We start from the raw sequence: 14,450 nt of genomic DNA, 5'->3' as shown, positions 1-14,450 counted from the left end.
CAGGCGTATACTCAGCGGGAGTAATCCATGTCCGATGGCATGGCATTGCTTAACCCAGAGGGCTTACCCCCATCGCCCTCTGGGTTTTATTTGCCTATTCTGCTGCAGCAGTTTTCCCGAGCTCAACCATTTCATCCACATGACCACGACGTGCGTCATGCTCATCCGCCACCGCCATATCCTTAGCTTGCATCGCGTCAATGTCGATATTGGCAAAGCCGAGAATACCCATGTCGCCATAGGCACTCTGGATTTTCTCACCCCATAGGCCGATGTCTTTCACGACAGGCACAATGCGGCTGAAAAGGTTGGTGCGGAACATTTTCATGGTGTCGCTGTTCTCGAGAAACGCCAAACATTCCTTCACCGGATACCCCAGCGTTTCCCAAACCTCTGCGTTCTGGAAACGGTCCCGCATCAGGTAGCAGGCCTCAATCAGGAATTCCTCGCGCTCATTGCGCTCATACTGCGTCAGCTCAGGATAAAACTCACGCAGGGCAAGACGACCAAAGGCAACGTGACGTGCTTCATCTTGCATCACATATGCGTTCACTGCCGAGGCGAGGGGGTCCTTGCCGTTATCGCGTATATTGGCGAATGCCGCCAGCGCGAGTCCTTCAATCACCACCTGCATACCAAGGTAGGTCATGTCCCAACGGCTGTCGCGCAGCACCTGATCAAGCAATGTTTTCAACGGGCCGGTGATCGGGTAGGCAAGGCCGATCTTGTCTACGAGCTTCTTGTAGCTCTCAACATGCCGCGCTTCGTCCATCACCTGCGTGGCAGCATAAAACTTGGCTTCTGTGTCAGGTACGTTGGTGACGATCTTGGCGCTGCAAATAAGCGCGCCTTGTTCACCGTGCAGGAACTGGGAATTGCTCCAGGCGGCTTGGTGCCGTAGCGCTTCACCCTGTTCCTTGGCGGACATCTTCATGAAGAAGTCAGCGCCATAGAGAGGGAAATACTCAATTGGAATACCAAGCGGGTTGTCCGGGTCCATCTCATGGCTCCAGTCAATCCGGCTATCAGTATCCCACTGCATGGTTTTGCCTTTGGAATAAAGCCCTAGCAGATCTTTCCGGTCGTCACTGTATTGCCAGTTGAAAAGGGCCTCAAAATCCTGAGGCACCTCCCAAGCGGAATCTTCAAGCGCATTCACATAAAGCGGATCTAAAGCCATGAAACTCCCTCCCGGCCACACACTGGTAACGATACACGTTATAGTCTAGGGAATAAACGCGGGAGCGGCAAGAGCATTGACAATCCTATCAATAGGTCAAAGACAAATAAAAAGGCAGCCGCGCTAGGCGGCTGCCGAGTTGACCAGGGAGAGAAGGGCTCCGAGGTTGATTTGTGTTTGGTCCTACACGCTCAGCTTCTGTGAGCCGCGACCAAATTCCGGATAAGCTTCGAGGCCAAGTTCAGCGAGGTCGGAACCAACTTCCTCTTCCTCTTTGGAGAGGCGGATACCGATGGTGAACTTGAGCGCGAACCATACGATGGCACTAGTTACCAGCACAAAGGCACCGATCGAGACAACGCCGAGCGCCTGTACACCGAAGCTTGCATCAGCGTTCGTAAGCGGCACAGCCATAGTGCCCCAGATACCGCAAACAAGGTGTACGGAGATCGCGCCAACAACATCGTCGATTTTCAGCTTGTCAATTGCCGGTACCGCGAAGACCACCAGCACGCCACCAACAGCGCCGATAAGTACCGAGAAGACTGGGCCTGGGGTATCCGGGCCAGCAGTGATGGACACGAGACCCGCAAGCGCGCCGTTCAGGACCATCGAAAGATCGACCTTCTTGTAGACGAGCTTGGTCACGATCATCGCAGCAACCACACCGCCAGCAGCGGCCATATTGGTGTTTACGAAGATATTGGACACAGCGGCGGCATCAGCGGCAGAACCAAGCGCAAGCTGGGACGCGCCGTTGAAGCCGAACCAGCCGAGCCAAAGAATGAACGTACCAAGCGTTGCGAGCGGCAGGCTTGAACCCGGCATCGGACGAGCACGGCCATTAGCATCGTATTTCCCAATACGCGGACCGAGGACGATGGCACCCATGAGCGCTGCCCAACCGCCGCACGAGTGCACGATGGTGGAACCGGCGAAGTCGACGAAGCCGGCTTCAGAAAGCCAACCGCCGCCCCACTGCCAAGCACCCTGAATCGGGTAAATGATGGCGGTCAGCACAACCGTAAACAGCATGAACGGGAAGAGCTTGATGCGCTCCGCGACCGTGCCGGATACGATGGATGCTGCCGTCGCGACGAACACCATCTGGAAGAAGAAGTCGGAAGCAGAGGCATAGCCTGCGTCAAAGCTTGCACCTTCTTCTGCCAGAGCGGCGCCGTCATCAATAAACCAAGTGGTAAAAGAACCGATATAACCGCCGTCCACGCCATCATACATCAGCTTGTAGCCCACAAGCAGGAACATGATGCACGCAACCGCATAAAGCGTAACGTTCTTGAGGCAGATTTCCGCAACGTTTTTGGAGCGGACGAGGCCAGCTTCGAGCATGGCGAAACCCGCAGCCATCCACATCACAAGGAAGCCGCCGATCAGGAAGAGCAGAGTATTAAAAATATAGACCGATTCAGAGGATACCTCTGCGGACGCTGGAACCGTCAGCATGGTCGCCCCTAGGCCGGCCAGTATGAGTTTTTTGGGCATGAATTTATCAACCATGAGTTAGCTCCCTTAAAGCGCTGCAGCGTCGGTTTCGCCGGTCCGGATACGGATGACTTGGCCGAGGTCGAGCACAAAGATCTTGCCGTCGCCGATCTGGCCCGTGTGAGCTGCCTGTTGCACAGCTTCGACAACCTGGTCGGCAATCGCATCATCTGTTGCGATTTCAAGTTTCACTTTCGGCAGGAAATGCACTTCGTATTCAGCGCCGCGATAGATCTCTTTTTGGCCCCTTTGACGGCCATAACCTTGCACTTCGGTGACGGTCATGCCGTTGATACCGATCTCGGCAAGCGCATCACGGACAGGATCAAGCCGGTGCGGCTTAATAATGGCTATGACATATTTCATAATCGCTCCCTATGGCTGGACGTGGTTCAGCCTTATAGAGCAGCTTCTGTGCCAGATTTTTATTTCCATATATTTCAGGTATTTAGGTTAGAATTGACCAAATATGTCAAAAGCAATATGCCTAAAAAATAGCATCTGCACAAAATTTAATCACAAAGGAAAACTTGGCCAATGCCCCGGAAATACTGACGCAGGCACAGAGAGGTTTCGTGATAGTTTCGCCATCATCTTAGCGAGGGACGATATATGAAGGTTTATGGCGATATGCGCTCAGGCAACTGCCTGAAGGTCAAATATGTGGCGGACAAGCTGGGCATTACACATGAGTGGCAGGAAGTTGACGTGCTGTCCGGCTATACACGGACGCCAGAATTTCTGGCATTAAATCCAGCAGGCCAAATCCCGACGGTGATCTTCGGCGAGGGGCAGGTGCTGGCACAGTCCAACGCTATCATGCGCTACCTAGCCAAGGGTAGCGCGCTTATTCCGACCGACACGTGGCAGCAGGCTCAGATGGATCAATGGTTGTTTTGGGAACAATATAGCCACGAACCAACGATTGCCGTAGCCCGCTTCATTCGCGCCATTAAAAATCTGCCGGCGGATCAGGTCCCGCCCGGCTTGATGGACCGCGGCAATGCGGCCCTTGATGTGATGGAAAAACATCTGACTGAGCGAAACTGGTTTGTTGGCGATGCGTGCACACTCGCTGACATTGCGCTTCTGGCCTATACCCAGTTCGCGGAAGAGGGCGGCTTTTCGCTGGAAAACCGCCCCAACATTACCAATTGGATTGCAAGAGTGCGTGCCGAACTGGCGGCTTAGTTTTCTGGCTGGGGTTCGCTTTGAACGGCTTTGCGCTGGTTTTCAACGATGCGCTCAGGCCCGGTTTCACTGCACCCACGATAAAGAACCGAGAAAACCTCCTGCGGCGTCGTTGCCTGACCTGTCATCACAAGCTGGAACGATAGAAAGCCGGCTGATGCACCGAGGTGCTCAGCCGCATCATCACCAATCTTTTTCATGGCGGTTTTCACGCGAACATTACCGACGCCTTCGACGGTTTTGTTCATCTTCTCGAGCAGCGCCTCATCGCGGCCACTGATCAGGTCCACGACCTGTTGCAGCTTCAAGGGCAACAGGAACTCTACCGCAGCTGCGCCCACGTTGCCGTAGTAAAGGCAGATTTCCTTATCGTCTTCAGCGTCGGCAGTTGCTGAGGAGGGAAATATCGTCGCCGTCGTGAGAAGGCTGGCTGTAAGCAAGGCAATTTTTTTCATCTTTTCCTCCGCTCGGATCATGGTGCGAGAATAGTTCCCGTGATCTGAACTCAAGCTGAACATAAATTGCGGCTTTTTGAAAGCAATGCGCTAACGCTGCACACCGACCACGTTCGCCCGGTTTTGCAGGCGCACTTCCGCGTCCGCATCACCATAGAGGAATGGCAGCGTCGCGTAACGTGTTCCAGCGGTTACTGGCATGGCCTCATGAAGCAGTGAGCAGGAAAACACAACGGCACCGCCAGTGGGCGCTTTATAGGTTCGCATACCGAACTCAGGGAAACGAAGCTCGCCGCCCTCAAAATCTTCGGCATTCAAGTTGATGGTGACGGCAAAGCGCCGATGAGCCGTGCCGCTCGTTGTATTGTCCCGGTGAGGCTTGAAGAAACCCTGGCTTTGACTGTCGTAACAGGCAACGATATAGCGCTCAATGCGCGTTGCCTCATATTGGAATGCCTTCTTGAGTTCAGGCACAAGGCGCGTCACAAGCGACGATCTGAGCCCAACTTTGAGCCGCTCATCGACAATATTGACGTCCATCCGGCGTTTGAAGCTTGGGTCCGTCATGCCGACAGTTTTATTGCCCTCTGCGCGCATAAAACCGCTCTCCTGAGCATCGCCAGCTTTATAATAGTCAATCAACGCACGACAGAAGGACGGTGACAGAACACGCGGCACCATCAGAACCGGCGCCCATGGGTCACTGGTGGCTGAGGCGTGCTGACTTGGGGCTGGCAAGCGATCCATCTCCGCATAAAAGCGGTCAAACTGAGTGAAATCCCCGTGCGAATATACCCTGAGCGTGGGGTCAAGCACATACCAGCGCGGTTTGAAGCGTAGTTGGCCGTTCTCAGCATCCCGCGTCAGCACACCGTAGGACCTGGCAATATCCCAGTTCTCATCGTGAAAAATGCGGGCAGGGCGAAACGCCTCCAGCACAGAGTTATCTTCCCAATCTGCTTTTGAGTTGGACACACCAAACATAACGCAGCGGTCGTCCGGCCAGCGTTTTACTTTTGTGGACATCTCTTTCAGGCGGTCGCGCACACCAGGCAGGTCAGCATTGCCGAAAAACACCAGGACAACAAAACGACCGCCAAGGGAGGAAAAATCAAAACGTGGGTTAATGGGTGCGGGAGCAACAAACCAAGGCGCAGCTTCGCCCCATTCAACAAGCTTGGAAGTGTTCATTTGAAGGCCGCGTCCCCAATCGTGTGACGCATTCGCGTCTGTAACAGCCATCTAGGAGATTCGTGTGGCGGGCAGGGTGGGATTCGAACCCACGAAGGGCTTGCACCCTTGCCGGTTTTCAAGACCGGTGCATTCAACCGCTCTGCCACCTGCCCGGTGTACACGAACGCTAGGATCAGGCGAGGGTTTTAACGACAGTTTCCGCGTTCGTCCAGCCCAATTATCCTCTTAAAAAATTTGGTGACCAAATTCGTTGCCTCATGCCTTGCACCACACAGCCGGAGTTGGTAGACAGGTCTATCTTTCCTACAAGATTTCGGGGGTTCATGAGATCTAGTAGGCTATATGTTCTGGTTTGAAGCCGAAAAGGCTGATTAAGACAAGGGGCTGCTGGTGAGCGACAATACACCCATTACGCCGGAAGAGCGGGACATCCAGCCAATCACCATCGAAGAGGAGATGAAGGCGTCCTATCTTGATTACGCGATGAGCGTAATCGTCTCCCGGGCGCTTCCCGATGTGCGTGACGGCTTGAAGCCGGTTCACAGGCGCATTCTCTACTCGATGCATGAAAATGGCTACGAATGGAATAAGCCGTTCCGCAAGTCCGCGCGTATCGTCGGGGACGTGATGGGTAAATACCACCCGCACGGTGACAGCGCGATTTATGACGCACTCGTGCGTATGGCGCAGGACTTCTCTATGCGTGCGCCGCTTGTAGACGGCCAGGGCAACTTCGGTTCGATGGACGGCGACAGTGCTGCGGCCATGCGTTACACTGAAGCCCGGATGGATAAAGTATCTTCGATGATCCTCGCGGACATCGACAAGGATACGGTCAACTTCCAGGCCAACTATGACGAAAGTGAGCACGAACCTGTTGTGCTCCCGGCGCGATTCCCGAACCTCTTGGTGAACGGCGGCACCGGTATCGCTGTCGGCATGGCCACGAACATTCCGTCTCACAGTCTCGGTGAAGTCATCGACGGTGTTTGTGCTGTCATTGATGACCCTGAAATCGACACCCTTGGCCTGATGCAGCATATCCCGGGGCCGGATTTCCCGACCGGCGGCATTATCCTTGGCGCTGGCGGTATCCGCCAGGCGTATGAGACCGGCAAGGGCTCCATCATCATCCGCAGCCGGAGCCATGTGGAAGAGATCCGCAAGGACCGCTGGGCGATTGTGATCACCGAGATCCCGTATCAGGTGAATAAGGCATCAATGATCGAAAAGATTGCCGAATGTGTGCAAACCAAGCGCATTGAAGGCATCTCGGACATTCGTGACGAATCTGACCGTGACGGCGTGCGCGTTGTTGTTGAGTTGAAGCGCGATGCGGTGGCAGACGTTGTTCTCAACCAGCTTTACCGTTTCACGCCCGTGCAAACGAGCTTCGGTATCAACATGCTCGCGCTCAATGGCGGCCGTCCGGAACAACTTTCGCTCAAGCAGGTACTGCAGGCCTTCATCGATTTCCGTGAGGAAGTCATCACCCGCCGTACCAAATATGAGCTGAACAAGGCGCGCGACCGTGCGCACATCATGGTTGGCCTTGTTACTGCTGTCGCGAATATCGATGAGGTTGTTGCAACCATCCGTCAAGCCACTTCACCTGCGCAGGCGCGTGAAGCGCTCGCGGCCCGTAAGTGGGACGCGGCGGAAATCCTGCCGTATCTTGAACTGATCAACGAAGCGGGCAATGTGAATGACGACGGCACCTACCAGCTGTCCGAAATCCAGATCAAGGCAATCCTTGACCTGCGCCTGCACCGCCTGACTGCACTTGGCCGGGACGAAATCGGCGATGAGCTTGAAACGCTCTCCGCTGCTATCCGTGAATACCTCTCTATCCTGCAATCGCGTGAGAAACTCTATGAAGTGCTGCGTGGCGAACTTGACGCCGTACGTGCTGAGTTTGCTGACGAACGCCGGACAGAGATCGACGTCAACGCCATTACCGGCTTCGACGACGAGGACCTGATTGCACGCGAAGACATGGTGGTGACGGTAACACAGACCGGTTATATCAAACGTGTGCCGCTTTCGACCTACCGCGCGCAGCGCCGCGGCGGTAAGGGCCGTTCGGGCATGCAGACGAAGGATGAGGACTTCCTTTCCACCGTCTTCGTGGCTGATACGCACACACCTGTACTGTTCTTCTCGAACCTTGGTCAGGTCTATAAAATGAAAGTCTGGCGCCTGCCGCTTGGCACGCCGCAGTCCAAGGGCAAAGCGGTTATCAACTTGCTGCCGCTCAAACAGGACGAAACCATTGCGACCATCCTGCCACTTCCGGAAGATGAGGCAAGCTGGGACGAGTTGCAGGTCATGTTCGCAACGGCTTATGGCAACGTACGCCGCAACAAGCTCTCCGACTTCTCAAATGTGATGTCGAACGGCAAGATTGCCATCCGTTTTGCAGACGAGAGTGACAAGCTGATTGGTGTCGGTGTTTGCACCGAAAACGACCACGTGCTTCTGGCGGCCAAAGGTGGCCGTGCGGTACGCTTCAAGACCACAGACGTTCGTCTGTTCGCGGGCCGTACATCAACCGGTGTACGTGGCATGCGCTTTGGTGAGGGTGACGAAGTTGTTTCCATGCACATCATCAACGGCACAGACGCCACAACGGAAGAGCGGGATGCCTACCTGCGCGCTGCTCCATGGAAATCTTCGGCAGATGCGGATGATACCGCAGCGGAAACACCCGCGGACACTACCGTCCTGTCGCCGGAACGCATGGCCGAACTGGAAGCGTGTGAGCAGTTCATCCTCACGGTCACCAACAAAGGCTTCGGCAAGCGCACCAGCAGCCATGAGTACCGCCTAACCAACCGTGGCGGGCAGGGCATCTGGAACGTGCCGTCGAAGGATCACCTGCGCGAGCAGATCGGCGATGTGGTGGCCGCGTTCCCGATTACGGCTGACGAACAGATCATGATGGTGACAGACCACGGCAAGCTTATCCGCACACCTGTGCATGATGTGCGCATTGCAAGCCGCAACACCAAAGGTGTAACCCTCTTCAAGGTTGCTGACACTGAGCAGATTGTGTCTGTTGCCAAGCTGCAGGAAACCGATGAAGACGAAGAAGCCGATGAGGCGCTGGAGGGTGCCGTCGACGCTGATGTGGCCGCCCAGGGTGCTGTCGCAGAAGAAGGCGACACTGAAAACTAAGCGTTAGCTTTAGGCGCGAACGAAATAATGGCCCGTCCGGTGCAAACCCGGCGGGCCATTCCTTTATGTGTTGAGCAGGATCAGTCCAACAGCGCCGAGCGCCAGAATGGTGCCTGATATCCGGTTGATAAGCTGCATGGTGCCCTTTTTCTGCAAAAGGCGCTTGGCAGCGCTCGCTGCCAATACCCAGCAGCAGTCCAGAAGCGGCGCGACGATTGCAAACGTCACGGCGAGCATAATCAACTGCGGCATAGTGTCCATCTCGGGCGAGATAAACTGCGGGAAAAACGCTGCAAAAAACAGGATGGCCTTCGGATTGGTTGCCGCCACCAGAATGGACGCCCTGAATGCCTTCATCGGCGTGCGAGCGATTGGCTGGCTGTCAGCGCCCGTCGCATCACGGGACTTCATGAAAGATTTTGCTGCGAGATATATCAGGTACGCCGCCCCTGCATAACGGATCGCGAGCAGAATATCGTCTGAGAAAAAGCCAATCACCGCACCAAAGCCGGCGGTATAAATTGCTAGGTAAACAACAGCCACAGAAGCCGCACCCAACACCACAGCAAAGCCGTGCCTTGCGCTCTCATTGAGGGTTTCAGCAATAACGAGGCTGACAACAGGGCCAGGCGTAAGCACCAGAATGAATATAGCGCCGATGAAGAAGGCATATAAAACGGGATCAACCGGTAAAAGCATGAATTTCCTCGCGTGCTAAAAGCCTTGCGGCACTTCGGTCTTGTCTTTTGATGTATATTCGGGGATGTTGCAGCAAAGTTTTACACAAGCAAACTCTTTCCGTCACGCATGGAGGGGGTTTAGGGGAGGTATCGTGGGTAGAAAGCGCGTTGGTCTTTATCCCGGCACATTTGATCCAATCACCAATGGGCATCTGGATATTATAAAGCGAGGGTTGCGCCTCGTTGACCGGCTTGTCATTGGCGTCGCCACAAACCCGAGCAAAGACCCGCTGTTCTCGCTTGATGAGCGCGTGGCGATGGTTGACCGGGAAGCTCGGCCTCTGGCTGAAAGCCTGGGCGTCGATTTTGAGGTTGTTCAGTTTGACGAGCTTTTGATGCATTTTGCTGCCCGCGTTGGCGCAGATATCATCATCCGTGGCCTGCGCGCCGTTGCCGACTTTGAATATGAATTCCAGATGACCGGCATGAACTATCAAATCAACCCGGAGATCGAGACAGTGTTTCTGATGGCTGACCCCAAGTATCAGACCATCGCATCGCGTCTCGTCAAAGAGGTCGCCCGCTATGACGGTAAAATCACCAGCTTCGTACCACCAGAAGTGGCGCAGGCGGTGGTGAAACGTGTAGCCGAGCGTAAACAACGTCCTGAATAGGCATCGTAACAATGAAGCGTTTTTTTATAGTACTTCTGACAATGGTGGGTCTTATGAGCGAAAACACGGCAGCCTTTGAGCTGGATAAGGAAAACACTCTGTATCTTGATCTCGAGGCAGGGCGGGTCGTTATTGCCATGCGTCCTGACGTGGCACCGAACCATGTGGCCCGTATCAAGGAACTGGTGCGCGAAGGTTTTTACGACGGTGTGATTTTCCACCGTGTGGTATCCGGCTTTATGGCGCAAACTGGCGATCCGACCGGCACGGGCCTTGGTGGGTCTGGCAAAAACCTGGAAGCCGAGTTTAATAACCTGCCGCACATGCGTGGAACTGTTTCCATGGCGCGGGCAACGGACCCGAACAGTGCCGACAGCCAATTCTTCATCTGTTTCAACCGCTCCGCATTCCTCGACGGCGATTATACCGTCTGGGGCCGTGTGGTCAGCGGCATGGAATTTGTCGATACCATCGCGGTTGGCGAACCGCCGGCTGAGCCGAGCAAGATCGTCAAAATGCAGGTCGCGGCAGACGTCAAAGAATAGAGCGCGCAGCCTATAAACGGTTCAAAGGCACCTTCGGGTGCCTTTTTCTTGTGAAGCGCCCCCGATTTGAGTAAAAGCCCGCCTCATGAACGTAGAGCTTTTTGATTTCGACCTTCCGAAGGAAAACATCGCCCTTAGGCCCGCAAGCCCGAGGGACGCTGCACGCATGCTTGTCGTGCGCCCTGGTCAGGCACCTGAGCACGCTGGCGTCATAGACCTCGCTTCATTCCTGGGGCCCAATGATGTGCTTGTATTCAACGACACGCGGGTTATCCCGGGGCGCCTTACAGGCAAACGCGGCGAAGCCAAGGTTGAACTGACCCTGCACAAGCGAGAGAGCGATACAGTCTGGCGCGCGTTCGCGCGTCCCGCACGCAAATGCCGGCTTGGTGACCTGCTGGATTTTGATGGTCTGCAGGCCGAAGTCATTGCGGTTGGGGACGAGGGGGAGCGTACGATCCGTTTTGAGGTCGAGCAATCCTCGATGACCAAAGCGCTTGAAAGCCACGGCGTTATGCCCTTGCCACCTTATATCGCCAGCCAACGTGCTGTGGATGAGCAGGACAAAAGCGATTATCAAACCGTTTTCGCGCGCAACGATGGCGCGGTTGCGGCACCGACCGCAGGCCTCCACTTCACAGATCGGCTACTTAAATCACTTGATGACAAAGGCATTCGCCGGCTTGGTGTAACGCTCCATGTAGGTGCGGGAACATTCCTGCCGGTAAAGGTTGAAAATACCGACGACCACAAAATGCACAGCGAGTGGGGCGAGATCACGCCAGAAGTTGCGCATACGCTGAACGAGGCCCGCGCAAACGGCGGGCGTATTGTCGCCGTAGGCACGACGTCACTGCGCCTGCTTGAGAGCGCTGCAGATGACGACGGCATCATTCATCCGTTCTCAGCAGACACAGACATCTTCATCACGCCCGGCTACCGCTTCAAAGCGGTTGACGTGCTGATGACCAACTTCCACCTTCCGTGTTCAACGCTGTTCATGCTCGTTTCGGCTTTTTCGGGCCTTGAGACCATGCAAAACGCGTATGATACCGCAATCAAGGACGGCTATCGCTTCTATTCCTATGGCGACAGCAGCCTTCTGTTCCCGGCTAAAGGATAATCCATGAAACCGCGTTTCCAGTTTGATATTCATGCGACGGACGGCGCAGCCCGCACCGGCGTCATTCAGATGAAACGGGGTGAAATCCGCACGCCAGCCTTCATGCCTGTGGGCACAGCGGGCACAGTGAAAGCGATGCTCCCCGAGAACGTGCGTTCCACGGGCGCAGATATCCTCCTTGGCAATACCTACCACCTGATGCTGCGGCCGACAGCCGAACGCGTGGACCATCTGGGCGGGCTGCATAAATTCATGAACTGGGACCGGCCGATCCTGACCGATTCCGGTGGCTTTCAGGTAATGTCGCTGACTCAGCTCCGTAAGATGAGCGAAGAGGGTGTCACCTTTCAGTCGCATCTGGATGGCCGCAAGATTCTGCTGTCGCCTGAACGCTCAATGGAAATCCAACGCCTGCTTGGCTCCGATATCGTGATGTGCTTTGACGAGTGTACGCCGTTCCCTGCGACATACGATGAAGCCAAAAAGTCCATGGAGCTTTCCATGCGCTGGGCGAAACGCTCCCGGGATGGCTTTGATAGCGGCGCAGACCACGCGGCGCGGTCAGCCCTCTTTGGTATCGTTCAGGGCAGCGTGTATGACGACCTTCGTTTCCGCTCCATTGATGCCCTTCAAGAAGTAGGCTTTGACGGTTATGCGGTAGGTGGCCTCGCCGTAGGTGAGGGGCAGGAGACCATGTTCAAGGTCCTCGACTTCACCATGCCGCGCATGCCGAAAGAAACACCGCGCTACCTGATGGGTGTCGGCAAACCTGATGACATTGTTGGTGCCGTTGAACGCGGTATCGATATGTTTGACTGCGTGATGCCAACACGGTCTGGTCGCACGGGGCAGGGCTTCACCTGGGGCGGTGCCATCAATATGAAAAATGCGCGGCACAAGGACGACCCACGCCCCATCGTGGAAGGCTGCGCTTGTGCCGCCTGCAAAAACTACAGCCGCGCCTATGTACACCACCTTATCCGGGCTGGCGAGATCCTGGGCGCCATGCTGCTGACGTGGCATAACCTGCAATTCTATCAGGATCTAATGGCAAACCTGCGCGCCGCCATCGCTGAGGGCAAGCTCACGGAATATGCCAACAAGTTCCGCACGGATTATGTGAGCGGCGACATAGACCCCATTTAGGAGGCCTACCGCCGCATCACAGGCGTGTAGAACTTGAGCTCCAGTTCCTTTTTGCTGCAGGATGTTTCCGGCAGCACGCCATCTGCAATAAAATGCGCCACATCTTGCAGCACGCAATTCCGCTGACTGTGCACGATGTGCCCAAGCGGCTCATATGTCTGATGGCGCATGCCGGGAAACGCCGCTGCAACCACATCATAAGGTGTTACCGGGTCCAGACCACCGGAGAGGACGAGCGTGGGCACCTCGTGCGGCATGGCCGGCACTGGCAATACATCGGGAGCACTGAGCCCCAGCGCATCACAAACATACCTTTGGCGCCATTCCAGATAATCGACAAATGGCGAAAGCGCGGGGTAGCTGGCGCTGTCCGCTTCCAGAGCAGCATACCACGCTTCAAGCGGCAGTTCCGAACACCTTACTGCGTGGTGGAAACCTACGTTCAAGCTTCCCCCGGGCCTAAGAAGCTGGCTCAGCAGCAACCCAAAACGTTTCTTGAGAGTTTCATCATTGTTGGACGCCGCAATATACGGCAGCAGCTCCATACGGTCCGGCGAACGCATGGCCATGAATGTGGTAATCAGCAACTGCTCCTGCGTTGGGCGCGCATATGCGACCACTTCACGGCTATAAAGGTCTCGCAGCGCGAGGGGTTCAACACCGTCACGCTGGAACAGTGCAATCTGTTCCGGCAGTTTGCTTTCCATATGGATACGCAGAGCAGGGCACAGGTACTCATCACGGCAAAGCTCGCTCAAACGTGTCAATGCCTCGTGAAAGTTTTTGCCGGTGTGCCAGAACTTCAGAACCCAGGGTGTTTCAGGCGAATCAAGGATCAGTTTTTCGATGGCATGGCGGTCCTTCTCGCTGAGAGAAAGCGCAACTCTAGCGCCGTATGATTCGGCCATAACAGCCCATTTTGAAATACCAAGCGCTTCCCTGAGCTCCTTCAACCTCGCTGCTTGCGCCTCGGTAGAAACCGCAGTCTTTACCGCTTCCCCGACAAAGACTTGAGCGAGACAGGCTTCAAGCCGCGCCTCCTGCAAGGGCCGCGTATAGAATGTTGCATCTCCGGGCGCGCGAGCGACGCCCCACTGCGCATCATCAAGGTCAGTCCGGCGGCAATCAAGCGATGGGAAACTATCCGCAGTGTCCGGCAACAAAACCGCACGCCCGAACGTATTTGCCAGCAATCCCATGTGGGGAATATGAATTTCGGCGCGCCCACCGGGCCCACCGAGCAGATAAAGTAGCGGCGGAATTTTTTTTGTCCCCTCGGGACCGGGAATCAAAATCAGCTTGATCCGATTTTCGGACCACACACAGCGCGTAACCGCATTCAAATCATTATAAATAAGCTCGCTGCATTCTTTTTCATCAGCAGTTGGGGCAACCGCGTCATTGCTTCTCACGGCGCCCGCCGAAGGGAGCGTGAAAAGGGTGACAGCCAGCAGCTTTGTTATTATTTTGTTCATCGGTAAGGGCCTATTATTCCTCGCTGAAAATCATGTTTTCAGCATAGCGAAAGATGGCCGTCAGAAAAAATTCATTTTCTTTGACACTTTTGCTTGACGGTCCGGAA

At 55.1% G+C, this 14,450-nt stretch carries 13 protein-coding genes and 1 tRNA gene; 6 read left to right on the top strand and 8 right to left on the bottom strand.

What is annotated here, in order from left to right:
• Positions 1-94: 94 nt before the first annotated feature.
• The 3 genes from B150_RS0106210 to B150_RS0106200 form a co-directional block, all read right to left on the bottom strand.
• Positions 95-1,180, bottom strand: coding sequence for a ferritin-like domain-containing protein (locus B150_RS0106210; RefSeq protein WP_020399030.1), 1,086 nt, complete (start codon positions 1,178-1,180; stop codon positions 95-97).
• A gap of 183 nt (positions 1,181-1,363) precedes the next feature.
• Entirely contained in the window at positions 1,364-2,698 is a 1,335-nt protein-coding gene (locus B150_RS0106205) for an ammonium transporter (RefSeq protein ID WP_020399029.1), read from the bottom strand.
• Between the two features lie 12 nt (positions 2,699-2,710).
• Positions 2,711-3,049 carry a P-II family nitrogen regulator gene (locus tag B150_RS0106200; RefSeq protein WP_020399028.1) on the bottom strand — a complete coding sequence of 113 codons (339 nt, stop codon included), beginning with the start codon at positions 3,047-3,049 and terminating at the stop codon, positions 2,711-2,713.
• A 246-nt stretch (positions 3,050-3,295) separates the two neighbouring features.
• Here B150_RS0106200 and B150_RS0106195 point away from each other — a divergent pair, with 246 nt between their 5' ends.
• Positions 3,296-3,874, top strand: coding sequence for a glutathione S-transferase family protein (locus tag B150_RS0106195; protein WP_020399027.1), 579 nt, complete (start codon positions 3,296-3,298; stop codon positions 3,872-3,874).
• Here B150_RS0106195 and B150_RS0106190 read toward each other — a convergent pair.
• From B150_RS0106190 to B150_RS0106180, 3 genes are all read right to left on the bottom strand, one after another.
• Positions 3,871-4,329 carry a hypothetical protein gene (locus B150_RS0106190; RefSeq protein ID WP_026168231.1) on the bottom strand — a complete coding sequence of 153 codons (459 nt, stop codon included), beginning with the start codon at positions 4,327-4,329 and terminating at the stop codon, positions 3,871-3,873. The genes B150_RS0106195 and B150_RS0106190 overlap by 4 nt on opposite strands.
• A 90-nt stretch (positions 4,330-4,419) precedes the next feature.
• Positions 4,420-5,520 (bottom strand): 2OG-Fe(II) oxygenase, encoded by a 1,101-nt coding sequence (locus B150_RS0106185; RefSeq protein WP_020399025.1) that lies wholly within the window; start codon positions 5,518-5,520, stop codon positions 4,420-4,422.
• A gap of 65 nt (positions 5,521-5,585) precedes the next feature.
• Positions 5,586-5,675 (bottom strand) — tRNA-Ser (locus tag B150_RS0106180).
• Positions 5,676-5,913: 238 nt separating this feature from the next.
• Here B150_RS0106180 and gyrA point away from each other — a divergent pair.
• A complete protein-coding gene (gene gyrA, locus B150_RS0106175) occupies positions 5,914-8,700 on the top strand; it encodes a DNA gyrase subunit A (RefSeq protein WP_020399024.1) in 2,787 nt (928 codons plus the stop codon).
• Positions 8,701-8,763: 63 nt separating this feature from the next.
• On the opposite strand, the gene B150_RS0106170 is transcribed toward gyrA, so the two are convergent.
• Entirely contained in the window at positions 8,764-9,399 is a 636-nt protein-coding gene (locus B150_RS0106170) for a LysE family translocator (RefSeq protein ID WP_020399023.1), read from the bottom strand.
• Positions 9,400-9,532: 133 nt separating this feature from the next.
• On the opposite strand from B150_RS0106170, the gene coaD reads away from it, so the two are divergent.
• From coaD to tgt, 4 genes are all read left to right on the top strand, one after another.
• The gene (gene coaD, locus B150_RS0106165) at positions 9,533-10,054 is read left to right on the top strand and encodes a pantetheine-phosphate adenylyltransferase (RefSeq protein ID WP_035921971.1); all 522 of its coding nucleotides are present in this window, start codon (positions 9,533-9,535) and stop codon (positions 10,052-10,054) included.
• A gap of 53 nt (positions 10,055-10,107) precedes the next feature.
• Entirely contained in the window at positions 10,108-10,599 is a 492-nt protein-coding gene (locus tag B150_RS0106160; RefSeq protein ID WP_202899711.1) for a peptidylprolyl isomerase, read from the top strand.
• Positions 10,600-10,684: 85 nt separating this feature from the next.
• Positions 10,685-11,722, top strand: coding sequence for a tRNA preQ1(34) S-adenosylmethionine ribosyltransferase-isomerase QueA (gene queA, locus B150_RS0106155; RefSeq protein WP_020399020.1), 1,038 nt, complete (start codon positions 10,685-10,687; stop codon positions 11,720-11,722).
• A gap of 3 nt (positions 11,723-11,725) precedes the next feature.
• A complete protein-coding gene (tgt, locus tag B150_RS0106150) occupies positions 11,726-12,868 on the top strand; it encodes a tRNA guanosine(34) transglycosylase Tgt (protein ID WP_020399019.1) in 1,143 nt (380 codons plus the stop codon).
• 5 nt (positions 12,869-12,873) lie between these two features.
• Here the strand turns inward: tgt and B150_RS0106145 are convergent, their stop codons facing one another.
• Positions 12,874-14,343 carry an alpha/beta hydrolase gene (locus B150_RS0106145; protein WP_020399018.1) on the bottom strand — a complete coding sequence of 490 codons (1,470 nt, stop codon included), beginning with the start codon at positions 14,341-14,343 and terminating at the stop codon, positions 12,874-12,876.
• Positions 14,344-14,450 lie beyond the last annotated feature (107 nt).

It is taken from the genome of Kordiimonas gwangyangensis DSM 19435 = JCM 12864, assembly GCF_000375545.1.
GTDB classification, from domain to species: Bacteria; Pseudomonadota; Alphaproteobacteria; order Sphingomonadales; family Kordiimonadaceae; genus Kordiimonas; species Kordiimonas gwangyangensis.
Note: the sequence above shows the minus strand (reverse complement) of the source record. Positions and strands in the feature narration are given on the sequence as shown.

What these genes read in the sequence shown, in the direction of transcription:
- B150_RS0106190 (WP_026168231.1), bottom strand. Translation starts at nt 4,329, where the DNA reads ATGAAAAAAATTGCCTTGCTTACAGCCAGCCTTCTCACGACGGCGACG.
- B150_RS0106185 (WP_020399025.1), bottom strand. Translation starts at nt 5,520, where the DNA reads ATGAACACTTCCAAGCTTGTTGAATGGGGCGAAGCTGCGCCTTGGTTT.
- B150_RS0106210 (WP_020399030.1), bottom strand. Translation starts at nt 1,180, where the DNA reads ATGGCTTTAGATCCGCTTTATGTGAATGCGCTTGAAGATTCCGCTTGG.
- B150_RS0106205 (WP_020399029.1), bottom strand. Translation starts at nt 2,698, where the DNA reads ATGGTTGATAAATTCATGCCCAAAAAACTCATACTGGCCGGCCTAGGG.
- tgt (WP_020399019.1), top strand. Translation starts at nt 11,726, where the DNA reads ATGAAACCGCGTTTCCAGTTTGATATTCATGCGACGGACGGCGCAGCC.
- B150_RS0106145 (WP_020399018.1), bottom strand. Translation starts at nt 14,343, where the DNA reads ATGAACAAAATAATAACAAAGCTGCTGGCTGTCACCCTTTTCACGCTC.
- queA (WP_020399020.1), top strand. Translation starts at nt 10,685, where the DNA reads ATGAACGTAGAGCTTTTTGATTTCGACCTTCCGAAGGAAAACATCGCC.
- B150_RS0106170 (WP_020399023.1), bottom strand. Translation starts at nt 9,399, where the DNA reads ATGCTTTTACCGGTTGATCCCGTTTTATATGCCTTCTTCATCGGCGCT.
- B150_RS0106195 (WP_020399027.1), top strand. Translation starts at nt 3,296, where the DNA reads ATGAAGGTTTATGGCGATATGCGCTCAGGCAACTGCCTGAAGGTCAAA.
- B150_RS0106200 (WP_020399028.1), bottom strand. Translation starts at nt 3,049, where the DNA reads ATGAAATATGTCATAGCCATTATTAAGCCGCACCGGCTTGATCCTGTC.
- B150_RS0106160 (WP_202899711.1), top strand. Translation starts at nt 10,108, where the DNA reads ATGAGCGAAAACACGGCAGCCTTTGAGCTGGATAAGGAAAACACTCTG.